This window comes from Cupriavidus sp. 09_S30 (assembly GCF_056930435.1).
Window position 1 is genome coordinate 1,926,565 of record NZ_JBXOWI010000001.1, and the last position, 22,634, is coordinate 1,949,198.

At 59.7% G+C, this 22,634-nt stretch carries 17 protein-coding genes and 2 pseudogenes; 17 read left to right on the forward strand and 2 right to left on the reverse strand.

What is annotated here, in order from left to right; all coding sequences use genetic code 11:
• From AC1Z3O_RS09240 to AC1Z3O_RS09265, 6 genes and pseudogenes are all read left to right on the forward strand, one after another.
• Complete coding sequence (locus AC1Z3O_RS09240; protein WP_483515366.1) at positions 1 to 369, forward strand: NAD(P) transhydrogenase subunit alpha part 2; 369 nt, start codon at positions 1 to 3, stop codon at positions 367 to 369.
• Positions 366 to 1,835: an NAD(P)(+) transhydrogenase (Re/Si-specific) subunit beta gene (locus AC1Z3O_RS09245; protein WP_483515367.1), complete on the forward strand. Its 1,470-nt coding sequence runs from the start codon at positions 366 to 368 to the stop codon at positions 1,833 to 1,835. The genes AC1Z3O_RS09240 and AC1Z3O_RS09245 overlap by 4 nt, the downstream gene beginning before the upstream one ends.
• Before the next feature lie 139 nt (positions 1,836 to 1,974).
• Positions 1,975 to 3,036 carry a phosphotransferase gene (locus AC1Z3O_RS09250; protein WP_483515369.1) on the forward strand — a complete coding sequence of 354 codons (1,062 nt, stop codon included), beginning with the start codon at positions 1,975 to 1,977 and terminating at the stop codon, positions 3,034 to 3,036.
• Positions 3,037 to 3,143: 107 nt separating this feature from the next.
• Positions 3,144 to 3,363 (forward strand): annotated as a pseudogene (locus AC1Z3O_RS09255) (DNA-binding protein); the annotation flags it as partial.
• 444 nt (positions 3,364 to 3,807) lie between these two features.
• Entirely contained in the window at positions 3,808 to 3,969 is a 162-nt protein-coding gene (locus tag AC1Z3O_RS09260; protein ID WP_483515371.1) for a DUF1328 domain-containing protein, read from the forward strand.
• 562 nt (positions 3,970 to 4,531) lie between these two features.
• Complete coding sequence (locus AC1Z3O_RS09265; RefSeq protein WP_483515373.1) at positions 4,532 to 4,864, forward strand: ElaB/YgaM/YqjD family protein; 333 nt, start codon at positions 4,532 to 4,534, stop codon at positions 4,862 to 4,864.
• A gap of 421 nt (positions 4,865 to 5,285) precedes the next feature.
• Here AC1Z3O_RS09265 and AC1Z3O_RS09270 read toward each other — a convergent pair whose 3' ends face one another.
• A complete protein-coding gene (locus tag AC1Z3O_RS09270) occupies positions 5,286 to 6,479 on the reverse strand; it encodes a tyrosine-type recombinase/integrase (protein ID WP_483517555.1) in 1,194 nt (397 codons plus the stop codon).
• Positions 6,480 to 6,652: 173 nt separating this feature from the next.
• Between AC1Z3O_RS09270 and AC1Z3O_RS09275 the strand changes: the two genes are divergently transcribed.
• Positions 6,653 to 7,723, forward strand: a complete 1,071-nt coding sequence (locus AC1Z3O_RS09275) for a DNA-binding protein (protein ID WP_483515375.1) — start codon at positions 6,653 to 6,655, stop codon at positions 7,721 to 7,723.
• 95 nt (positions 7,724 to 7,818) lie between these two features.
• On the opposite strand, the pseudogene AC1Z3O_RS09280 reads toward AC1Z3O_RS09275, so the two are convergent.
• Positions 7,819 to 8,009: pseudogene (locus AC1Z3O_RS09280) on the reverse strand (hypothetical protein); the annotation flags it as partial.
• Positions 8,010 to 8,727: 718 nt separating this feature from the next.
• Between AC1Z3O_RS09280 and AC1Z3O_RS09285 the strand changes: the two are divergent.
• The 10 genes from AC1Z3O_RS09285 (at position 8,728) to AC1Z3O_RS09330 (ending at position 22,627) form a co-directional block, all read left to right on the forward strand.
• A complete protein-coding gene (locus AC1Z3O_RS09285) occupies positions 8,728 to 10,200 on the forward strand; it encodes an acyltransferase domain-containing protein (protein ID WP_483515376.1) in 1,473 nt (490 codons plus the stop codon).
• Positions 10,201 to 10,227: 27 nt separating this feature from the next.
• A complete protein-coding gene (locus AC1Z3O_RS09290; protein ID WP_483515377.1) occupies positions 10,228 to 10,452 on the forward strand; it encodes an MbtH family protein in 225 nt (74 codons plus the stop codon).
• Positions 10,453 to 10,460: 8 nt separating this feature from the next.
• Complete coding sequence (locus AC1Z3O_RS09295) at positions 10,461 to 14,444, forward strand: amino acid adenylation domain-containing protein (RefSeq protein ID WP_483515379.1); 3,984 nt, start codon at positions 10,461 to 10,463, stop codon at positions 14,442 to 14,444.
• Between the two features lie 151 nt (positions 14,445 to 14,595).
• Complete coding sequence (locus AC1Z3O_RS09300; RefSeq protein WP_483515381.1) at positions 14,596 to 15,975, forward strand: serine hydroxymethyltransferase; 1,380 nt, start codon at positions 14,596 to 14,598, stop codon at positions 15,973 to 15,975.
• 45 nt (positions 15,976 to 16,020) lie between these two features.
• Positions 16,021 to 17,001: a DMT family transporter gene (locus AC1Z3O_RS09305; RefSeq protein WP_483515383.1), complete on the forward strand. Its 981-nt coding sequence runs from the start codon at positions 16,021 to 16,023 to the stop codon at positions 16,999 to 17,001.
• Positions 17,002 to 17,049: 48 nt separating this feature from the next.
• Positions 17,050 to 17,838 (forward strand): 4'-phosphopantetheinyl transferase family protein, encoded by a 789-nt coding sequence (locus tag AC1Z3O_RS09310; RefSeq protein ID WP_483515385.1) that lies wholly within the window; start codon positions 17,050 to 17,052, stop codon positions 17,836 to 17,838.
• Between the two features lie 72 nt (positions 17,839 to 17,910).
• Complete coding sequence (locus AC1Z3O_RS09315; protein WP_483515387.1) at positions 17,911 to 19,551, forward strand: GMC family oxidoreductase; 1,641 nt, start codon at positions 17,911 to 17,913, stop codon at positions 19,549 to 19,551.
• A gap of 264 nt (positions 19,552 to 19,815) precedes the next feature.
• Entirely contained in the window at positions 19,816 to 20,679 is an 864-nt protein-coding gene (locus tag AC1Z3O_RS09320; protein ID WP_483515389.1) for an intradiol ring-cleavage dioxygenase, read from the forward strand.
• 140 nt (positions 20,680 to 20,819) lie between these two features.
• On the forward strand, positions 20,820 to 21,242 hold the full coding sequence (locus AC1Z3O_RS09325; protein ID WP_483515391.1) for a PaaI family thioesterase: 423 nt from the start codon (positions 20,820 to 20,822) through the stop codon (positions 21,240 to 21,242).
• Between the two features lie 287 nt (positions 21,243 to 21,529).
• Positions 21,530 to 22,627, forward strand: a complete 1,098-nt coding sequence (locus tag AC1Z3O_RS09330; RefSeq protein ID WP_483517556.1) for an HAD family hydrolase — start codon at positions 21,530 to 21,532, stop codon at positions 22,625 to 22,627.
• Positions 22,628 to 22,634 lie beyond the last annotated feature (7 nt).

Sequence of the window (22,634 nt, forward strand, 5' to 3'; positions counted from 1 at the left end):
ATGGAAATGGTGAACCACACGGTGATCAACCTGATCATCTTCGTGCTGGCGATCTACGTGGGCTACCACGTGGTCTGGACGGTAACCCCTGCGCTGCACACCCCGCTGATGGCGGTGACCAATGCGATCTCGGCCATCATCATCGTCGGCGCCATGCTGGCCGCCGGCCTGACCGAAGGCGGTGTCGGACGCGCGATGGGTACGCTGGCCGTGGCGCTGGCGGCCGTGAACGTGTTCGGCGGCTTCCTGGTCACCCAGCGCATGCTGGAGATGTTCAGGAAGAAGGCGCCGAAGGCTGCGCCTGCGGCCAAGGCGCAGGCGCCCGCTGAAGGTCCCATTGACGGCGTTCTGGTCGGAGGTCCGCAATGAACGGTCTGTCCATGAACACAGTGACCCTGGCCTACCTGGGCGCCTCGGTCTGCTTCATCCAGGCGCTCAAGGGCCTGTCGCACCCGGCTTCGGCGCGCAAGGGCAATGCCTTCGGCATCATCGGCATGGCGCTCGCGGCGCTCACCACCGTGGCGCTGATCGCCAAGCTCAAGAGCGAGTTCCTGGCCGCCGGCGCGGTGCAGTCGTCAGTCGGCACCGGAGTGGCGCTGATCCTGGCCGCGCTGGTGGTCGGCGGCGGTATCGGCGCCTACGTGGCGAAGAAGGTCGAGATGACCAAGATGCCAGAACTGGTGGCGGCAATGCACTCGCTGATCGGCCTGGCCGCGGTCTTTATCGCGGTGGCGGCGGTGGCCGAGCCGGCCGCCTTCGGCATCGCGCCGGCGGGCTCGCACGAGATCCCGCTGGGCAACCGGGTCGAGCTGTTTATCGGCTGCTTCGTCGGTGCCATCACCTTCTCCGGTTCCGTGATCGCCTTCGGGAAGCTGGCCGGGCGCTACAAGTTCCGCCTGTTCCAGGGCGCGCCAGTGGCGTTTGCGGGCCAGCACCTGCTGAACCTGCTGCTGGCCGTCGCCATGATCGGTTTTGGCATTGCCTTCTTCCTGACCCAGGCCTGGCTGCCGTTCCTGGTCATGCTGGCGATTGCCTTCGTGCTGGGCGTGCTGATCATCATCCCCATCGGTGGCGCCGACATGCCGGTGGTGGTGTCGATGCTGAACTCCTACTCGGGCTGGGCGGCGGCAGGCATCGGCTTCTCGTTGAACAATCCGATGCTGATCATCGCCGGCTCGCTGGTGGGTTCCAGCGGCGCCATCCTCTCGTACATCATGTGCCGCGCGATGAACCGCTCCTTCTTCAACGTGATCCTGGGCGGCTTCGGCGGGGATACTGCCTCTGCCGGCGTCACAGGCGCGCAGGCCCAGCGCAACGTGAAGTCCGGCTCCGCCGATGACGCCGCGTTCGTAATGGGCAATGCCGAGACCGTGGTCATCGTGCCGGGCTACGGCCTGGCCGTGGCGCGCGCCCAGCATGCGCTCAAGGAACTGACCGAGAAGCTCACCGAGAAGGGCGTGACCGTGAAGTATGCGATCCACCCGGTGGCCGGCCGCATGCCGGGCCACATGAACGTGCTGCTGGCCGAGGCGGAGGTACCCTACGACCAGGTCTTCGAGATGGAAGACATCAACAGCGAGTTCGGCCAGGCCGATGTGGTGCTGGTGCTGGGCGCCAACGACGTGGTGAACCCGGCGGCCAAGACCGATCCGAAATCGCCGATCGCCGGCATGCCGATCCTGGAGGCCTACAAGGCCAAGACCATCATCGTCAACAAGCGTTCGATGGCCTCCGGCTATGCCGGCCTGGACAACGAACTGTTCTATATGGACAAGACCATGATGGTGTTCGGCGACGCCAAGAAGGTGGTCGAAGACATGGTCAAGGCCGCCTGAGCGGCGCCGCAAGACCTGAAGGGAGAGATGGCAATGAAGCAAGGCCTTAGCGACTCCAACCCCGCCCCCAACCTCGCCCCCAACCCCTTGTCTCTGGCGAAGGTGAACAGGCGCTGGACCCTGAACAACGAGGCGAGCCATGGCTAGCGGACACGACTTCGCCGGTACGGTGCCGGTGCGCGAGCAGCACCGGTTCGACCAGGCGGCCCTGGAGCGCTGGATGGCGCAGAACGTGGAGGGATATGCCGGACCGTTGACGATCGACCAGTTCAAGGGCGGCCAGTCCAATCCCACCTATCGCTTGCATACGCCCGGACGCAGCTATGTGCTGCGGCGAAAGCCTCCTGGCGAGCTGCTCAAGGGCGCCCATGCCGTGGAACGCGAAGCACGGGTGATGGCGGCGCTGGGGCGGGTGGGATTTCCCGTACCCCGGATTCATGGGCTTTGTACCGATGACTCTGTGATCGGCAGCTGGTTCTTCGTCATGGACCTCGTCGAGGGGCGGATCTTCTGGGATGCCAGTTTCTCCGATGTGGCACATGACGAGCGCGCGGCCTACATGGACGCGATGAACGCGACGCTGGCCAGGCTGCATACGATCGATCCCGCGGCGATCGGCCTGGGCGATTACGGCAAGGCGGGCGGCTATGTCGCTCGTCAGGTGGCGCGCTGGTCGGGGCAGTACCTGAGCGACGAGCTGGCCGGCCGGCATCCGTCGATGGACCGGCTGGTCGACTGGTTGCCACGGCATCTGCCCTCCGCCGATGAGGTTGCCATCACCCACGGCGACTTCCGGGCTGACAACGTGATCTTCCACCCCACCGAAGCGCGGGTGCTGGCCGTGCTGGACTGGGAACTGTCGACATTGGGCGATCCGCTTGCCGACTTTGCCTACCACGCGATGATGTTCCGCATGCCGCCCGATATCCTGGGTGGCATCGCAGGGCGGGATCTGGCGGCAGCGGGATTGCCGGACGAGGCCGTGTATGTCGATGCCTATTGCCGCCGAACCGGCCGCGCCGGTATCGGCAACCTGGACTTCTATATCGCCTTCAACATGTTCCGCTTCGCTGCGATCCTCCATGGCATCAAGGGCCGGGCGGCGCGCGGCACGGCATCCAGCGCCGACGCGCACGCCATGGGCGAGCGGTTTGCGCGGGTGGCTGACCTCGCCTGGACGCAGGCGCAGCGCGTGGGTTGACGTCGCGCGTGCCAGATAGGAAGTCCGCGTCAGGTCCTCAGGACACCGACCCGTATTGACCGTACTTGTTCATCTGCGCAGTCAGTCGTTGCAGCAGCCGGGGAGAGCTGGCGGCCACCACGCGTTACCAGCTCGAGTTCCGCGCCACCGTGCTGGCCGAGGCTGGAGACGCGGAGCCGCCCCCCGCGACGCGCTTCCGGCGCGCGGTCTCAGTGCGCAAGCGGCGCGCACTTGGGCGGCGGCGACCCGGGCACGCTGTCGCGTACGCTTAACGCAATCGAGGCCGAGGTGGTATGCGCGGGCCTATCGGAGCTGGAAATCCCGGATGAGACCTGCAAGTTCAACAGACTGGTACCTACTGGCTCGATCCGGGCGGCGGGCGCACGCCTCCCACAGGAGCCAATCCATGCCGGTGCTCGGCAACGTAGTCGTCTGGATAGTGCTCACGCCAGTTCTGCTGATCACCCAAGATCCCTAGAGTCGACCGGCATTCACGTCAAGAGGAAGGGTGGCGTTGTGATGCTGAGGGGTACCGCGCACCGGCGTGCTGCTGTGCTGCCGCTATTGCGGCTCCACGGGCAGCCGTTACCGTAAAAATCGGCTGACAGGGGCTTCAGTAGGCCGTCGGTGCCTGCGGGCGGTTTTGCTTTCTAACATGATCTTATGAGATCTGGGTGGTCAGTGGCGGGAACTCGCAAAGTAGGGACCACTTACGGCGTCCTGCTTCGAACGCATACGTTCCGTTGCGAACACATTCCAGGGAGATTGGTCATGCTGCACTATGCACTCATATTTTTTATCATCGCCCTGATCGCCGCGGTCTTGGGCTTTGGGGGCATTGCTGCCAGCGCGCTGGAAATCGCGAAGATCCTGTTCTTTATCTTCCTGATCGTCGCCGTGGTCACGGCAGTGATGGGATTGATTGGGGGATGACCGTTGCCCCACTCGGCGACGACCGGTTGCACTGGATACAAACTCACTTTGGTCGATACGGTGGAAACTTTTGCCACTGGCTCCAATATCCAGGCCAACTTACAAATGCTCACAGGGACGTGAGTCGCCCTCTTCTAAGATCAAAATGAAAACTCTATTGATGCAGTCGCATCGAGAAGGCTTCACTTGCATGCCGAAGGTGGGGTAAATGTGAAGCGAATGCAATTGAGTCAAAGGAGCGCAGTATCGGGGCACGCAGACGAATTCATCGCGATGTCGGCGCTGCGGGTCTGCGGGCAGCATTTACCGCTCACTGATTGCATCGCTGCGAAGGGGACAAGTGTGTCACGGAGTAAAGGTGTTACGGGCAGACGTGTTGGAACGTAAGCCCATATCCATCTCCAACCCAACTGCGGCTTAGCTTTAATTCGATGCGTGAGGGTGGTCTGTCTTAGAGGCCAAGGGGCGCGGATGTGGAGCGACTGCACATTCGCGATTCGTTAGCCCAATACGATAAGGAGACTGTGATGAAATCCGCCGAAAGGCTAAACAGGAGAGCAAGATGAACGACATCCAGGCCAATCATTTGATGCATAGGGACGCACTGACGCGCGACGTCGATACACTGATCGCGGACGTGCGCGCGCTGCTGCGGGACGTCGCGAATGAAGCCGGCACGGAGGCTGAGCAAACGGGCACGGATGTCGGCACCAGACTACGCGAGCTCCGGATGCGGCTGGACTCGCTACGCGAGGCGGGTCTGGAGCGCGTTTCCAGATGGGCTGATACTACCGATCACTACGTCCACGAGAATCCGTGGCAATGCATGGGCACCGTTGCCGCCATTGCGGCGGCCACTGGTGCAATCGTCACACTGTCGCTCGATGGGCGGTAGTCGGTGCGGTTTTCCTGCCACAAGGCGAATCATGATTGGCAGCCACATGGTAAGCCAGCATGGCGCCTGACGGCGGGACCCGTACCTTGGCGTCCTGGTCCGCGTCGGCAGGCACCTTGGCTAAGGCCTCTCAGAATACGTTATCGAGGACCGGCAGCCGGCAACAGGACAAGGTGTGCCTCGCCTCGGAAACGCGGCGACATCCGGCAATGCAAGCTCGGTGAGCAACTTAGCGTAAAGCGCAAAGGCGCCTCTAGCGCTCGCTTGCTATTGTGAAATTGTTCATTGATTTTATCGCTTCAAGCAGGGCGAGCGGTTCATTGCACGGCCGCACCTTGGCTGTGACGGCATGCAGGATGGGAAGACCTCAAAGGAAGACCTCCGCAGGACCACGCCGGCCCGGCGTCTGTCGCAGCTCATATCACCGCCAACCGATGCGGTGACGTTGCTCGGTCGCCTCGTGGCGTGCGTCGTCCTCCGTGTGCAGGTAGGCGTTGGTCACGGCGATCGAGGTATGGCCGAGGTTGTCGCGGACGAAGCGCAGATCGACTTGCCGGTCGCTCATATGAGAGCCGGCCGTGTGCCGCAGCCAGTGTGCCGAGGCGCCTGCCAGCAGGTCGGCACGCGCTTCCCATTCCGGTCCCCGCGCGCGCAGGCGCGTGGCGGCGGCGCGGAAGATCTCCTTCAGGATCAGGTGCAGCGCCCCGCGCGACAGCGGGCGGTCCTGGCCGATCACCGGTAGCACCAGCGGGCGCTCGTCGCCCGGCACCGGCAGCGCCGGCAGGCCGTTGGCCAGCCGGTAGCGTGCCAGTTCATCCATCAGTTCACCGGTGGCCGGCACCAGCCGCGTCCGCGCACCCTTGCCGGTGACCTCCAGCCACCAGCGCTCGATACCAGTGGCATCGCGGCGGCAGAAGAAGGCATCCATCCGTGTGCCGGTGGCCTCGGCCGCCCGCAACCCGCCCAGGTAGAGCAGGGACACGAGCCAGCGGCAGCGGGCCGCGTGCAGGCCGGCGCGTTCGGTATCGCGCGGCATGTCTTCGATCGCCTCCTTGACCGCGTCCCACAGTTCGTGGCTGAGGTAGCGCGTGATGCGCGGCGCCTGCGCGGGCCGGCGCCGGCGCGCCAGCGCAAGCGGATTGCCGGCCAGGTAGCCGGCTTCCACCAGCCAGGAAAACAGCGCGTTCAGCACGACCATGGCGTGCCGCGTGCTGCTGGCCGACAACGGCCCGGCAAAGGGCCGCCACTGCGGATCGTGACGGGCCAGCTTCTTGCGCGAGGCCATCACCCAGCGCCAGGCTGGCTGCGGATCGGCCAGGAAGCGCTGGTAGGCGAGCAGGTCTTCGTGGCCCAGCGAAGACAGCGGCTTGCCGCACTGCAGCGCGGCCCACAGCAGCAGTCGTTCTGCCTCGCGGCGGTAGGTCTGCAGCGTGGCGGGCGTGTCGGCATAGCGCGCCAGCCATGCGGTGACGGCGCTCAGGTCGTCATTGGCGGCGATGCGCGAGCGGCCGCCCCGGACCCGGTTGCTGCCGAGCTTGCCGGACAAGGCATCAGGCAGGTGCAGTCGTTCGATGGGTAGCGCGGGCAGGGTGGGTGCGAGAGCAAGCCTGGGCATTCCCGCGATGGACGGGCTTGCCGCCATCTCACCATCTTCCATATGCCGATCCGTCATTGCGGTCTCAAATCTAGACATAAGCACAATTATGTCTAAACTTTGTGTTGTGATTCAAGTTTTATTACGTATTACGTAGTAATATTTTGGAATACGCACCGCCACGAGCCATCCAGATGTCCGCTGACCCCGAAATCCTGCTTTCCCAGCAAGCGCTGCAGGCCGATATTGCCGCGCTGCGCGAACGCTTCCCCGAGACTCGCACGCTCTACCGCGAGGTTTGCGGCCTGCTGTTCTTCCGCTACGGGGTCACGCCCACCGCCAACAAGCTCTACGGCCTGGTGCGCAAAGGCAGCATGGGGACGCCGGCGGAAGTGCTGCAGCAGTTCTGGCAGGAACTGCGCGACAAGAGCCGCGTCCGGATCGAGCACCCCGGGCTGCCCGAGCCGCTCAGGCAATTGGCCGCCGAATCCATCTTCGGGATCTGGGAAGCGGCCACCGCGACGGCAGCGGGGCAACTCGCCACGCAACAGGAAGCGGCCCGACAGCAGGTGGAAGCCGCCAGGGCACGGTTGCAGCAGGCCGAGGCTTTCGGCGAAGCCGCGCGCGCAGAGGCCGCCACGGTGCGGGCGGAGCTGGCACAGACGCGGCGCGCTCTGGCCGAAGCGCAGGAGGCCGCGGCGCGTGAACGCGAGGTGCATGCCGCCACTGAGGCCCGCTTGCAGGAGGCCCGCGCGCAAGTGCAGGCCGGGGAGCGCCAGCTCGCGGAAGGGCGTGAGCGCTTCTCGGCGGACCTGGAAAGCGTCAGGCAGCAACTGGTGGTGGCCGAAGAACGCATGGCCGCGAGCGAGCGGCGCGCGCTGCGCGAAGTCGACCAGGAGCGGACCCTGCGGCAGAAGGCCGAGCGGCAGCTCGAGGCGCAGCGCGGGGAGCTGCTGGCCGCACAGGCGTCGATGCGCGAAATCCAGGCCCGTCACGAGGACGCAACAGCGCGCCACGCGGCCGAGACGCAGCAACTCAACGACCGCTGCCGCGCGGCAGAGCAGGAGCGCAGCCGGCTGGATGGAGAACTGGCCGCCGCCCGGCAGGCGCTGGATGCCATCGTGCGGCGCGTCGAGAAGGCGGAGGCGGAGGCTGCGGTGACACGCAGGCTGGTGCAGCAGTTCAGGCGCGCTCCGGCACGGCGGCCTGCGCGTGGCGGTCCCCGGCGCAGCGAGGGGCCGGGCGGCAAGTCCGGGGCGGCATAGGCGGCCGGCCCTTCCAACGGCTCGGGATGAAAGCGGTGGCGGCCTCAGCCCTCAGTAGGGTTGGCCGCTATTCGTAAAGATCTGCCACATCTCCGCTAAGCCGCTGATTTGAATAGGAAGTCGATCGTCGGATCGAGTGGCCGATCCCATCTTTGGAGGTCCACCAGATGGTCCCCCAGCCGGTTGATTTGCTCGCGCCGGTGAGGCAGAGCGCCTCCAGCACCTCGGCATCAACGGGATGTCCCTTCTCATGCAGTTCCTTGACCGAGCGAGACGTCCACTGAACGATGGTCGACGGCGTCATTTTGGCGAGCCTGATCGATACCGTCGCCAGGGAGATACGCGGCCTCCTACTGGGATTCCTTCGGCGAAATCTGATGCACGCGGAAGTCATCAAAGCGAATCGCTGCCTTCGACGTAGAGGCCGCCGGAATTCATCCCCCTGCCTCAACTGGTGGAACACGCACAGCTCGAAGTACTGACCACGCATTACGTAGAACAACCCCGATCGACTCACAGAATGTCCGCCACTTGCCGGCCAACATCGTGATGGCCTGGAAGTGCCGGACAGCGTGCGGCCGCGGCGTACAGGATCCGCAACGGGCGAAAGTAGCAGGCGCGTTGTCGCCATCGGTCCACAACGATTGCACTGTAGGTGACCAAGGCGAATGCCATAGTCGGACGGCTCGAGTCATTTGCGGCTAGCGCCATGCCACCTGTCACCTACCAGAGACGGCTCGCAAGACCTCCAAAACTCAGAATCATCATCGCTGATGCGATTAATTTTTATCCCAAATTTAAAACTTTCCCGGGATTTTAATAGGATTTTTCTGGGATTTTACAAGGACATTTCTAGCAAGCGGGTTGAGTCAAGGGTTTAACCTAACTTGAAACAGACTTACACCCAATCTATTAATAACTTGTCATGCGCTATTTTCTGAAACCGGTTGCCTCAATGCCGGTGGTGCGCCAGCATTGCAGCAAATACTGGTGAGGGTGGAAACATGAAGGATGTTCATTTTGCCTTGGGTCGCAAACCGGAATTTTGGCCGGTTCCGAACACGCAACTCACACAGCAATCATCAGTTGAAGGAAGGAACAGCGCTAGGCGACGCCTCGTGTTTCTGTTTGCCGGCAGTGGCGTCCAGTACCCCGGCATGGGCCGTGAATTGTATTTGCATGAGCCCGCATTCAGAAATGCCGTCGAAAGCTGCCGATTAATTCTAGATAGTTTGTGTGCGTTCGACGTTCGCGATGTATTCCTCGCGCCGACGAATGACAAGAACATCTCAGTGACGCTGCACGCGCCAAGTCGCGGCAATGTCTGCATATTCGTCTATCAGTATGCAATATTGCAATTGCTTGCGAGTGAGAACATCTTCCCGGATGAAGTCCTGGGATACAGCATGGGCGAATATGCAGCGGCGGTCGCGGCAGACGCTCTGACGCTTGCGGATGCGCTGAAGCTGGTATACCTGCGCGGCACGCTGATGGAGAGCTTGGAAGTGCCCGGCGCCATGCTATTGATCGCTGAGCCTTATGCGGAAGTCGCCCATTACTTACCCAGGGAAGTGGCTGTATCCGCACTCAACGGTCCCAAATCCTTTGGTGTCGCAGGCCCGCTCAAGACGATCAATGAGTTGGCGCAATGTCTGGAAGCGGAAGCCATATCATTTCGTCGAATCCGTTTCAATGTCGCCTCACATAGCAGTTTAATCGAGCCTATATTGCCAAGATTTGAAGCCTTCCTAAAAGAGCTGTCACTGCGGGCGCCGAAAATTCCCTGGATGTCGACCTTCACCGCGTGCTGGCAACCGCTAGATAGGGTCGTCGATGCGTCCTACTGGTGCAACCACACACGTAATCCCGTCCGATTCGAAGAGGCCGTGCGCGAGATGACGCGGGAAACGAATCCGTTGTTTATCGACATCGGCCCACAGAACGGACTGGGGAGCTTAGTCAAGTCAAATCTCTCAGCCGTGACCGTCGTGCAGCTCAGCCAGCATGCGAATGATATGCGGGATGCCCGAAGTTCGACACTGGAAGCGATGTGGGAAGTAAGGCAATTGGTTGAAAATCCTGTCAAAGGGGTCGAGCACGAAACCGAGACTATCGCTGTTGGAGCATCTTCGCAGCGCCCCGCCACTGACGTCGAGTTCATCATTCAAGCCATATGGTGTGAAATGCTGGACCTCGATCACGTTGGGTTGGAGGAAAATTTCTTCGATCTGGGTGGTCATTCTCTGTTGGCCGTGCGCATCAACTCAGAAATCAAGGCACTTTTGCAAATCGAGGTTCCGATCAATGTTCATTTCGAAAATCCAACCATTTTAAAAATAGCAAAAGCCTTGATCGCAGTCGCACAAAAAAGCGAAGTAAGGATCGAAGAGATTGCAGCGGTAATACGTGAAGTGATCGAGATGCCCGACGCAGAATTTACTTCACCGACCAACACGGACGAGGCAGGGCAGCGCTAAATCTAAGTTAACCGTGGGGGCAAGGCGATGTTATCTATTTTTGAAGATCCTGAAACGAATTTTTCCGTGGTCGTGAATCAAATCGGGCAGTACTCAGTCTGGCCTATGGATTTCCAGATCCCAAACGGCTGGAGTCGGTTGAATATGAGCGGGCCGTTGACCGATTGCCTGGAATACATCGATTCCGCGTGGCTCGACATGCAGCCAGGCTCATCCTCCTTGAAGGCTCATGAAGCCAATTTCCCGGAATGAGGTCGTCTATGGAAAAACTTTTTATGTCTCAAGAGAGACAACAGTTGGCTCTTAGCCTCCTGCAAAAGCGAGGTCTTGCAACCAAAAACCACAAGACCATTCCACGATCTAACGACGACGGGAGTGCGCCGTTGTCATTTGTCCAATGGCGTCTTTGGTATCACGAACAACTGCATCCCAACAGCGCACTCTACAACACACCCATAGTCGTCGAAATCAATGGCGACCTCCAGACATCCACGTTGAACCAGGCTATTAATCAAATAGTAGAGCGCCATGACATTCTTCGCACGGTTTTTCGTATCATTGATGGCGAGCCTTCCCAGATAACGATACCGTTTCACGCCATACCATTGCCAATCGAGGACTTGACATATCTACCCTTCGAAGAGCGTCATCAAGTAGCACGGGCATCGACGGAAAAAGCTGTGCGGACCCCGATGAATCTATCGGATGGGCCGATTTTTCATGCAAGCCTGATAAAGCTCGACGAACAATGCTGGCGGCTTGTCGTACTTGTTCACCACATTGTATTTGACGGCGTTTCCCGAACGATCTTCCTGAGAGAGCTGGCTGCATGGTATGCGGCCAATACTGGTCAAGGAACACCCCCTCTGCCCCTGGCCATTCAGTACGCAGACTATGCCAGGTGGCAGCGTTCGAGGGACACGGAGCAGAAGCTGAACGAGGAACTCAAGTGGTGGGTGCGAAACCTTCTAGACGCTCCCACCTTTCTTGCACTGCCAACCGATCGCCCTCGGCCCCCCGTCCAGAGTTTTCGTGGCAAAACGAGCTACTTTATGCTGGACAGCCAGGTGGCTTCCGAGCTCAATGATTTCGCCCGGCGAATGGGGGTCACTACCTTTGTCGTCATGGCATCGGCCTTGTTCATCATGTTGCATCGATTGACCCGGCAACCAGACATCATTCTGGGGAATGGCATTGCGACACGAAATCACAAGGAAATCGAGAACCTGCTGGGTTGCTTCGTCAACGTTCTGCTGCTTCGCGCGAGATTCTCGAAATCCCTCACTTGCGGGGATCTAGTACGCCAAGTCAGTGAAGCCTCTTCCGATGCCTTCGCTCATCAGGACCTGCCCTTCGAACGCCTGGTGACGGCCATGTCTCCCGAGCGTGACTTGAGCTACAACCCGCTGGCGCAAGTCATGATCGTCTACCACAACGAGGGTCAGGACGACTACTCGTTATCGGGTCTACAGATGCGGCAATTGATGGCCGACAAATTGATTGCGCAGTATGACCTGCTATTGCGCTTGAACCCCATAGACCACGAAATCCAGGGCAGACTGGAGTACAGCGTCGACCTCTTCGATGACTCGACGGCAAAGCGCTTGTGCGAACAATTTGTCCATGTGCTGAGCGTGCTTTTGAAACAGCCAGAGGCACTGATCGACGATCTATCGTTCCTGCCTCCCGTCCAGGTTGACGCCATCCTCGACCTCAATTGCACGCCTTCCGCTTTCCCCGCCGAGCGTTGTGTGCAACGACTGATCGAAGACTGGGTAGCCGAGCAACCGGATGCCCCCGCTGTCGAGACCGATGATACGGTGCTGTCCTATGGGGATTTGAACAGGGACGCCAACAGACTTGCGCGACGATTGCAGGAACTGGGCATTCGCCGAGGCGATGTCGTTGGTATTTGCCTTGAACGTACACCCTCGATGGTGGTCGCCCTTGTGGCCATCGTGAAGTGCGGAGCGGCCTATGTGCCGATCGATACGAACTATCCGTTGGATCGGACGCGCTTCATCGTATCCGATTCGCAAGCGCGCCTTGTGGTCACGCAAAGCAGTCAATCTCATAAATTCGAGGACTGCGGAAGTTCCGTCGATCTGCTTTGTGTGGATCAGGCGGCGGATAAGCTCGTTGCATACCCGGCGACGAACCTCGAAACCGAAGCATCGCCAGAAGATCTCTTCTATCTGATCTATACGTCCGGATCCACGGGGGTGCCCAAGGGAGTGATGCTGGACCAACGCGGGCGTCTGAACAATTTCCACGACTTTAATCAGCGCTTCAGCATTGGTCCAGGTGACCACTTATTGGCGGTCGCGTCTCTCAGCTTCGACATGTGTGCCTACGATGTGTTCGGCACCCTAATGTCCGGTGGCTCGATCGTACTGGCATCAAGGACCGATCCGCATGATTGGGCTGTGCTCATCTGCGAGTGCAAGGTGACCATCTGGCACTCCCCGCCCGCGTTGCTCGACAAATTACTAGAACAGTTCCTGCAGGGCCGTATCGAGCACGCTCCTTCCTTGAGGCTCGCGCTACTGGGAGGGGACTGGATTCCGCTTTCCATGCCTGACGATCTACGACGCTACGCCGGGCCGCGGGTCACTGTGGTCAGCCTGGGCGGTGCCACCGAGGTTTCGATGGATTCGACCATCCACATCGTGGGGGAGCGTAACCCGGACTGGAATAGCATTCCGTACGGCGTCGCCATGGCCAATCAAACGGCTTTCGTGCTGGACGAACGGATGCATCTGGCTCCCGTGGGCGTGGCCGGCGAGCTTTACCTAGGCGGCGTCGGTGTTGGGTGGGGCTATTTCCGTCGGCCTGGTCTGACGGCGACAAGGTTCGTGCCAAATCCCTACGCTCGCACCCCTGGAGAGCGGATATACCGTACCGGCGACATCGCACGCTGGACCAACGCGGGAACTCTGGAGCTATTGGGACGTGCAGACTTCCAAGTGAAGATCAACGGCGTTCGCATCGAACTGGGTGAAATCGACTCGACGCTTTCGACCTTCGAGGAAGTGAAAGCCTGCGTGACGACGCTGTATCGCCCTACGGATGCCCCGCCGAGATTGGTCAGCTACATCGTTGCACAAGAGGGCGGATTCGATTGGGAACAGATACGCAGCAGACTATTCGAACGATTGCCAGCCTACATGGTCCCTCGTCAGCATATGCTTCTAGATCGACTGCCATTGTCGCCAAACGGCAAAGTATTGCGCACCGGGCTGCCTGCTCCTGGTGCCGACTCGATGGAAGAAGTCGCATGGGTCGAGCCAAAAACCATCATGGAGCGTACGTTGCATACGCTCTGGGCATCTGCGCTCGGTATAGAAGGTTTTGGTATTGATCACGATTTTTTCGATCTGGGTGGCACGTCTTTGCAGGCGGCGCTCATCGTGAACAAGATTCCGCGCAAACTGTCGTTAGTCGAGTTTATGCGCTACAGCACCATACGCCGACAGGCCGATCTCTTAGCCCAAGAGGATCGACCGGTGGAGTCACGGATCTTTCGCTTCCCACCCAGGGCGGGTGGGAACCCTCGGATCACGCTGCTCTGCGTACCCTATGCAGGCGGCAGTCCAATCATCTTCATCGGTCTCACGAAATACTTGCCGGATGACGTGGCACTTGCCGTGGTCTGCATGCCATCGCCGCAGGAGTGCGTGGATTCCCGCATCACGCTCGAGAGTATCGCGGAGCAGTGTCTGCATGAGTTATCAGAGCACGAAATTGCCAGCCTTGCCTTGTACGGACATTGCGCTGGCACGGCCTTGGCCACCGCGCTGGCCTATCTGTTGGAACAGCGTGGCCGCAGTGTTCGCAGGCTTTACCTGGCGGCAGCCATGCCTCCAGGCGTGCCCACGCCCTTCAAGAAGCCGCGTGAGACGGCGCAGGAGATCGTCGAGTTCGTCGCAGTGCTGGGCGGAACCGAGGAAAGTGGCAATGCCGCCGACTGGCAGATCATGGTGGCGGATTTTCAGCGAGACAGCAGGCTCGTGCGCGAGCATCTTTCGCGGATCCTGAGTTACCCACGGCTTCCATTATCCACGGCACTCGTGATTCTGATGGGAGATGACGATCCCCTGACTGAAGGACATATGCAACATTCTGAAATCTGGGGCGGATTATCCCACGATGTGCATATTCATAGTATCCCTGGTGGTCACTATTTCATCAGCACGGCACCGGCTTCAGTCGCGCAAATCGTAGCCGAAGGACTTTCTGGGTAATGCAGTTGGCTCGGGTGAGCTCGCTCCATCGCAGCTTCATCCCTAGGTAATCAAAATCGGTATATCAGTGGCATAGTCCTTCGAACTCCGTTTTTCATGCACTTTTTTTATACCTCACGATGCGGGGACGATTTTCCTCGACCAGCGAGCCATGACCATGAACTTTCTCGAGAGCATCTCAGTTGCCGCGCAGTCGAATCTTCGGAGTACCGATCCGGAACTTCACGCGTTGTTGACGGAAGAGTTGCACAGGCAACATCGGACTCTAGCATTGGTGGCCTCTTGCAGTATCTCCGACATCAGCGTATTGGCTTGCGAAGGACTGTTTCTGGACAATGTCACGGCTGAGGGATATCCCGGCGCACGCTACCACGCCGGTTGCGAGGTAATCGACAAGGTCGAGCGCCTGGCGATTCAACGTGCGCGCGAGGCTTTCGGCGCGCGCTATGCGAATGTACAACCACTCTCCGCGAGCATTGCCAACCAGGTCGTGATCGCCTCGCTGATCCAACCTGGAGACACGCTTCTCGGCATGGATCTCGACGCTGGAGGTCACCTGAGTCATGGATCGCGGGTGAATATTTCAGGAAAGCACTTCAATGCGATTGCATACGGTCTGACGGCAGACGGGCATATCGACTTCGACGCCGTGCACGACCTCGCAAAGCGACATGGCCCAAAGTTGATCATCGCGGGCACTACCGCCTACCCGCGAACTCTGGATTTTGCCCGTTTTCGCGCGATTGCCGATGAGGCAGGAGCTTACCTACTCGCAGACATCACGCATATCGCGGGTCTTGTCGCCGCTGGTGAGCACCCTTCGCCGATCAATATCGCGCATGTCACTACGATGTGTACGCATAAACAATTGTACGGTCCGCGGGGCGGCCTGATCTTGTGTGGCAGGGATCATGATCTCGTTGTTGACACTAGGACAGAAACTACTCTTTCCCAGAAACTGGACCGTGGAATATTCCCTCTGTACCAAGGTGCCCCCAGCCCAAACAAGATTGCAGCCAAGGCTCGCGCACTTGCGAACGCTTCCACCCAGGAATTCCGAAGCGTCGTGGCAAATGTCAAATCGCTCGCGCGATCGGCGGCCTCGAAGTTTCAATCGCTAGGTGTAAAGGTCCAGTTCGGTGGAACGGACAATCACATTGTAATCCTTGATGTATTAAGTACGTTCGGTATTACCGGTATCGTGGCCCAGCGGGCTCTGGAAGAGTGCGACATCATCGTCAACAAGAACAGGATCGTCAATGACTGCAAGGCGGTAACCGTCGCCAGTGGAGTCAGATTGGGAACAAACAGCGCCGCCGCTCGACGCATGACCGTAGATGGCATCGAGGAGACTTGTCTTGCGATAGTCAGAGTATTGGAAAATATCAAGATCAAGAATGACCGAGAATATACGTTGGATCCCATCGTTAAGGTCGACGTGAGAAATCAGGTGCATCGACTCTGCGAAAAATATCCAATGCCGGGATATATGCCATGGTCAAATGACGCAGACTTCTCCGCATTGCGCTAGTTGGCATTCCCAGCAAGGTCGTCGCTCAACACCGTAGGGCAGAACATGACAAGCAGTCAAATTTCCAAAAATGCCGACGCTTCCGCAATTGCAGAGAGGACAGTACCTCTCTCAAAAGCACTCACGACAGGGTTCGTGCTCGCAATCGTCGGTGCGACTACGTTCAGTGGCAAAGGCATCATCGTCAAACTTGGATACCGCTATGGAGCCGATGCGGTAATCCTACTGATGCTAAGAATGTTGTTCGCACTTCCCATTTTCATGGCAATGGCGTGGTGGGCGGGGAGAAGCCGCCCGGCACTGACAGGGCATGACTGGCTCAGTGTAATAGGGCTGGGATTTACCGGTTTTTATCTGGCGAGCGCGTTGGATTTTGCTGGTCTTGCGTATATCAGTGCCAGTTTGGAGAGGCTGATATTATGTCTGCAGCCCACCTTGGTGCTGCTGCTCAGCTGGCTGATATTCAAGCGTCCCATCTTGCGTAGCCATGTAATTGGCATTGCAGTGAGTTACTGTGGTGTCCTCGTCGCCTTCGGACAGGAGGCGCTGCAAGGCCGTATCAAATCGGTGCCTCTGGGCGGCGGCCTGGTCTTTTTGAGTACTGTCAGCTATGCCACATATCTGTTATGGAGTGGCGATTTCGTCAAGCGCTTAGGATCACTGCGGCTGGTTGGCCTGGCTGCGAGCGTGGCTTGCATTTTCGCGATTGCACAATTCATCGCTCTCAGACCGCTGCATGATGCTTTGACGGTGGCTCCGCAAGTCATTTTGTTATCGATCCTGAACGCAACACTGTGTACGGCGGTCCCCGTCCTGTCCGTCATGATGGCTATTGAGCGAATCGGTCCAGCCATGTCTTCTCAGATTGGCATGATCGGCCCGGTCGCAACCATATTACTAGGTGTTTTCATTTTGAATGAGCCATTCACCATCTGGATCGCGATTGGTGCAACTCTGGTCGTGACAGGAGTAATAGTATTTACTCGCGCGGAACGTAAAAAACCCCAGAACGAGCCGAATAAATGAGGCGAGTCTTTTGCCTCACTAGACTGCAGTAAAGACATTTCATCTCGAATGTTTTTGTTCGCGCGACATTGCTCGGCCCGGATCCATGTGCTCGATAGCAGACAATTGCCAGGGGTTGTCATCGATGCTTGCCTGACGATATTAAGCAGGGAGGAAATGCAGAAATTCGAAAGATTCGTCCAATCCCGTGACAAGTGCACCTATGCGGCCGCTCATGGGTTGTTGCGCTCCCTCCTGAGCAGCCAGTATGAAATGCATCCGTCGCAATGGCGCTTCGAAAAAGGGCAACTTGGCAAGCCTTGCTTGGCTGCTGTCGCACCTGCGCAGCGATGCTCATTCAATATCTCGCATTCGAAGCATTTCGCCGTAGTTGCTCTTTGCCCGCCGCAAATTCAAATTGGGGTTGACATCGAGGAACAAGATGCTCGGCTGGCTTCATTTCCTGCGGCTCGTTCATTCTGCTCGGAGGCAGAGTTGCGCATTCTGCAGTCAAAAATCGCAGAAAATGAATTCGTAGAACATTTCTATGCCCTATGGACGCTAAAGGAAAGCTATGTTAAGGCGGTCGGTTGTGGATTCACTATCGATGCACGAAGTATTCAATGCAATTCGATTGCGGACGTTATTCTCAGCACTCCAATCGATCAAGCCCGAACTTGTATCAAGTCTTGTCGCTTTGGAGCAAGGGGGGAATACGTGGGCGCCGCTAGCGCACTTATCCCCGAAGATACGTCAGTGTCTTTCACCATTCACACATGGACATCGGAGGACTTTCTAGCAATCCTGAAGTCAATCCCGGCGCGCTCCGCTGTTCTTCCCCGAAGTTTCAATCCTTGATGCCACTAGGCTTGAAGGCGTTTTTTCCGAGACGGCAACCTCCATCCATTCTTCTGACGGAAAGTGCATGCCATGCGACAGGATAACCAGAAATTCGAAGCTGACTATATTGTGGTGGGTGCAGGTAGTGCTGGCTGCATCGTAGCATCACGGCTTACGGAAAATTCAGACACTTCTGTGTTGCTGATCGAATCAGGGAAGAAGGACCGGCTTGGAATTACGCGGATACCTGCATCCCAACTCTACACGATTGGTAGAAGCCAATATGATTGGTGCTACAAATCGGAACCGGACCCTTCCAGAGAGGGACTATCCGAGTTGTGGCCTCGTGGACGCATGCTGGGGGGATCATCCGGAATAAACGGAATGGTTTTTGTCCGCGGTGCCCCCGCCGACTATGATGCCTGGGCCGAACTTGGGAATACAGGATGGGATTGGAACTCGGTTTTACCGCTGTTTCAACGCATGGAAGACGCCGATTCGATATGTGGCCCTATGCGGGGGCGCCAAGGACCATTACGGGTCTCCTTTCCCCGCTGGAGCCATCCGTTGTCCAAGATGTTCATTGACTCCGCCGTCGCGGCCGGCATCCCGTTCAATGATGATTTGAACGGCGCCAGTCACGAGGGCATCGGCTGGGTCCAGGGAAACATCCTCAATGGTCGCCGCCACTCGACTTATGATGCTTACATCGCCCCCAATCTGCACAGGTCAAATTTGATGGTACGTGAAGATTTATTCGTGGAGCGCGTGGTTTTCGAAGACAATCGAGCAACTGGTGTTGTCGTCCGCGACAATGGTGCGAATGGCACTCGAATTAAGCTGCGCGCTCGCTCAGGTGTCATTTTGTGTGCAGGGGCGATCAATTCGCCGCATTTGCTCATGCTTTCGGGGATAGGTCCCAGAGCGGAGTTGGCGCGCGTGGGGATCGATCAGATTGCGGAAAGCCCAGAGGTAGGACGCAATCTCATGGAGCACGCCGGCGTGCGGATTCACGCCGAGATGAATATTCCGACGATCAATTATTACGTAACCCCGTGGCAGATTCCTGTTCAGGTACTTCGTTACCTATTTTTTCGAACTGGGCCCCTAAGTGCGGCGACTGCTCAAGTGGCTGCATTTTGCAGGTCTCGCCACAACCATCCCCTGCCCGATCTTCAGATTCTATTTTTTGCATTTGGGAACAGGTGGGGTAGCCAAGCTCTCGGAACACGCAGTGTCATCCCCCGCAAGAATCTGATCACGATGTTACTGACGGCAAACTATCCTGCCAGCAAAGGTTATCTATCATTGTGCGATGCGGAACCGACGACCCCCATCGCCATTCACCCCAGAATGCTGTCGCATGAGGACGATTTGGCCTCCTTGCGACATGGATTAAGCTGGATCCGCCGTATAGCCAGCACTCCGCCTTTCTGTAAAAATATCCTTAAAGTGTTCGATTTGCCTGCAGCGGATGCGGGTGAAGAAGTAGAAATCAAATACCTACGCAACAACACGCGCCCATTTTATCATCCCGCGGGCACTTGCAGAATGGGGGCTGACTCCTCGGCTGTCGTGTCACCGGATTTGCGTGTGCGCGGCGTCAAACGGCTGTGGGTCGCTGACGCCTCCATTTTTCCGCGCATGATTGCGGGGAATATTCATGCAACGACATTGATGATCGGCGAGAAAGCTGCTGAACTCATAGAATCCACGATGAGCAAAGAATAGAATATTCAATTCTGAATTTTTTCGACCGCGCAGCCTTTCTCTTGCGGGATTTTCATACGCACGCTGCAGCGGCTTAGCGGTGATCAGTGCATGCCCGGTGAGCAGGCCGCTCGGCAAAGACGGGAATAGGTGCTCGATTAGGCGGTCGGTATAGGGCGGTCCGCAGAATAGGGCGGCCCGAATAGATCGACTTCGACACATGGCGGAAATACGCCGCACACAGGCCGGGACTAGACTCAAAGCATCAAGACATTGGAGACGAGCATGTCGATCGACGACAGCGCACGGTTCTCGCGCCAGCGGCGCCATGTGCTGGCGGCAGGACTCGGTGGCGCCGGGCTGGCCGGCCTGGGCGAAGCGAAGCCGCTGCACGCCGCCACGGCCGGACAGGCCTTGCTGCCGCTGACGGCCCAGACCACCGAGGGACCTTACTACTTCGATGCCCGGCGCGAGCGGTCGGATATCACCGAGGGGCAGGCAGGCGTGCCGCTCGATGTCCGCCTCACGGTGTGCGACGTGCAAGGCAAGCCCCTCCCGGGGATGCGCGTGGACATCTGGCACTGCAATGCCGCCGGCACGTATTCCGGCTACGCGGGCCAGGGCGACGAGCGGGACATCTCCGCGAAGGGCAAGACTTTCCTGCGTGGCAGCCAGACGACGGGGGAGAGCGGTGCCGTCGTCTTCCGCACCATCTATCCAGGCTGGTATGCGGGGCGCACGACCCATATCCACGTCAAGGTCCTCAGCGGCGCGCGCGCCATCCTGACCTCGCAGTTCTTCCTGCCCGACGCGCTCAGCGAGTATCTCTACACGCAATTGCCGGCTTATGCACGCCGGCTGACGCGCGACACGCTGAACAGCAGCGATGGCATCGCGTTGACGGCCGGCGACACCGTGCTTGGCGCGGTGCGCCAGCAGGCCGACCGCTACCAGGCCGGCCTGGCGCTGGTGGTGGACCCGTCGGCCAGCCCGGCAATCGATCGTCCGCCGGTCCCGGGCGAGGGACCGCCGCCGCCCGGTGGTCGCCCGCCTGCTGGACCGGGTGGCCCGGGCGGGCCGGGGCCGCGCGGCGCGCTGCACGGCGCAGCACGGGTCGCCGCCATCGTGCCGGGGCAGGGCGCGCGCTAGGACCGGTCCGCCTGACCCGTTCGCGACAACCGACCAGAATCGGCACACACGGCTATCATACGGGCTCCCATCGGGGCTCCCCATCAGGGCTCCCCATCGCTACCAATCCGCCACCCATCTGCTGCCCGCAGTTCGAAGTCATGTCCGACCAACGCCCCGCAAGCCAAGCCCACGCCCTGGAAAATCCCTACCTCGAATCGCTCGACGTCGCCATCGTCGACTGGCAGCCGGACATGGTCCGCATGTCGTTCACGCCGCAGGCGAGCCACATCAACAATACCGGGGTGGTGCAGGGCGGCATCCTGGCGACGCTGCTGGATGCAGCGGCCGGCTACGCGGGCCTGTACCCGGAGAACGGACAGCGCCGCGCGGCCACCACGATCTCGCTGAACGTCAACTATGTGGCATCCGCGCATGTCGAGCCGATGCAGGTAGTCGGCCGGCGCATCGGCGGTGGCCGACGGGTCTTCTTTTCGAATGCGGAGCTGACCGACGGGCAGGGCCGGCTGATCGCCACGGCGCAGGCCTCGTTCCGTCGCAAGGATGCCGTGCCGGCGGCCTGATCACGCCTGATCACGTACTGCGCGGCTGAACACGGCCGGGGTCGGGCAAGGGTTTCCGGCAAGCGCAGCCAGCACGTCACCGCCGGCCCTTGCTGCGCTGCGTCGCGCAGACGGCATGCCCTCCGAGCCGGCCAGACCCCGCCCGCCCACGCACTGCAAAAGCTTCAACTCGCCGTCACGGAAACTTTCAATTCCGCATCGCCGCCCGTTCTGCAACGATGAAGAACATGGGCGGATATCGCCCGACCTGGTGCGTCCGCTGCCAGACTCATGGAGCGCGAATCATGATGCCCCCGTCCCCGATCGCGCGCAGCCTCGCCCGTTTTTCTGCCGCCGCCGCGGCAATCGCGCTGGCCATGATGCTGGCCGCCGCCGGCCTGGGCGGCTGTGCGGCCCCGCCCAGCGGCGGCGCGGCATCGCAGAATGTGCCGAAGTCCGTGCCGCCGTCGGCCGCCGCCGCAGTCGACTGGCTGCCTTCCTGGCGCGACGGCCCCGCCCGCCAGGCCATCGTAAAGTTTGTGGCGGCCGTGACGCAGGTGGGATCGCCGGACTTCGTGCCGCCGCAAGACCGCGTTGCCGTGTTCGACAACGACGGCACGCTGTGGGGTGAGCAGCCTCTGTACACCCAGTACTTCTTCCTGTTCGAGCAGATCAAGGCCGCCGCGCCGCAGCATCCGGAATGGGCGAACAACCCTGCATTCCAGGCGGTGGCGGCCAATGACATGACGGCCCTGGCCGAGCACGAAATGGAATTGGCTCCGCTGCTGCTCGCGGCCAACAGCGGCATGTCCGTCGAGGACTACGACAAGACCATTCGCGCCTGGCTGGCCACGGCGCGGCATCCGAAGTTCAACCGCCCGTTCACCGAGCTGGTCTACCAGCCCCAGCTGGAACTGCTCAGCTATCTGCGCGCCAACGGCTTCCGCATCTATATTGTCTCGGGCGGCAGCCTCGAGTTCATGCGGACGTGGACGGAGCAGGTCTACGGCATCCCGCCGGAGAACGTGATCGGTTCCAGCCAGGCCGTGCGCTACGTCGTGCACGACGGCAAGCCCGAACTGGTGCGCGAACCGAGAATGGATTTCGTCGACGTCGGCCCGGGCAAGCCGATCGGCATCTACCGGCAGATCGGCCGCCGCCCCATCCTGGCCGTGGGCAACTCTGACGGCGATCTGCAGATGCTGGAGTACACCACCGGCGGGGCGGGGCCGCGGCTGGGCATGCTGGTGCATCACGACGATGCCGAACGCGAGTTCGCCTACGATCGCCAGTCGAAGGTGGGCAAGCTCGACAAGGCACTGGACGCCGCCGGATCCCGGGGCTGGGTGGTGATCAGCATGAAGCAGGACTGGGACCGGATCTACCCCGATTCGAAGAAGCGTTAGCCGACCG

Coding starts and splice junctions, on each gene's coding strand:
- AC1Z3O_RS09240 (WP_483515366.1), top strand. CDS start 1: ATGGAAATGGTGAACCACACGGTGATCAACCTGATCATCTTCGTGCTG.
- AC1Z3O_RS09245 (WP_483515367.1), top strand. CDS start 366: ATGAACGGTCTGTCCATGAACACAGTGACCCTGGCCTACCTGGGCGCC.
- AC1Z3O_RS09250 (WP_483515369.1), top strand. CDS start 1,975: ATGGCTAGCGGACACGACTTCGCCGGTACGGTGCCGGTGCGCGAGCAG.
- AC1Z3O_RS09260 (WP_483515371.1), top strand. CDS start 3,808: ATGCTGCACTATGCACTCATATTTTTTATCATCGCCCTGATCGCCGCG.
- AC1Z3O_RS09265 (WP_483515373.1), top strand. CDS start 4,532: ATGAACGACATCCAGGCCAATCATTTGATGCATAGGGACGCACTGACG.
- AC1Z3O_RS09270 (WP_483517555.1), bottom strand. CDS start 6,479: ATGCCCAGGCTTGCTCTCGCACCCACCCTGCCCGCGCTACCCATCGAA.
- AC1Z3O_RS09275 (WP_483515375.1), top strand. CDS start 6,653: ATGTCCGCTGACCCCGAAATCCTGCTTTCCCAGCAAGCGCTGCAGGCC.
- AC1Z3O_RS09285 (WP_483515376.1), top strand. CDS start 8,728: ATGAAGGATGTTCATTTTGCCTTGGGTCGCAAACCGGAATTTTGGCCG.
- AC1Z3O_RS09290 (WP_483515377.1), top strand. CDS start 10,228: ATGTTATCTATTTTTGAAGATCCTGAAACGAATTTTTCCGTGGTCGTG.
- AC1Z3O_RS09295 (WP_483515379.1), top strand. CDS start 10,461: ATGGAAAAACTTTTTATGTCTCAAGAGAGACAACAGTTGGCTCTTAGC.
- AC1Z3O_RS09300 (WP_483515381.1), top strand. CDS start 14,596: ATGACCATGAACTTTCTCGAGAGCATCTCAGTTGCCGCGCAGTCGAAT.
- AC1Z3O_RS09305 (WP_483515383.1), top strand. CDS start 16,021: ATGACAAGCAGTCAAATTTCCAAAAATGCCGACGCTTCCGCAATTGCA.
- AC1Z3O_RS09310 (WP_483515385.1), top strand. CDS start 17,050: ATGTTTTTGTTCGCGCGACATTGCTCGGCCCGGATCCATGTGCTCGAT.
- AC1Z3O_RS09315 (WP_483515387.1), top strand. CDS start 17,911: ATGCGACAGGATAACCAGAAATTCGAAGCTGACTATATTGTGGTGGGT.
- AC1Z3O_RS09320 (WP_483515389.1), top strand. CDS start 19,816: ATGTCGATCGACGACAGCGCACGGTTCTCGCGCCAGCGGCGCCATGTG.
- AC1Z3O_RS09325 (WP_483515391.1), top strand. CDS start 20,820: ATGTCCGACCAACGCCCCGCAAGCCAAGCCCACGCCCTGGAAAATCCC.
- AC1Z3O_RS09330 (WP_483517556.1), top strand. CDS start 21,530: ATGCCCCCGTCCCCGATCGCGCGCAGCCTCGCCCGTTTTTCTGCCGCC.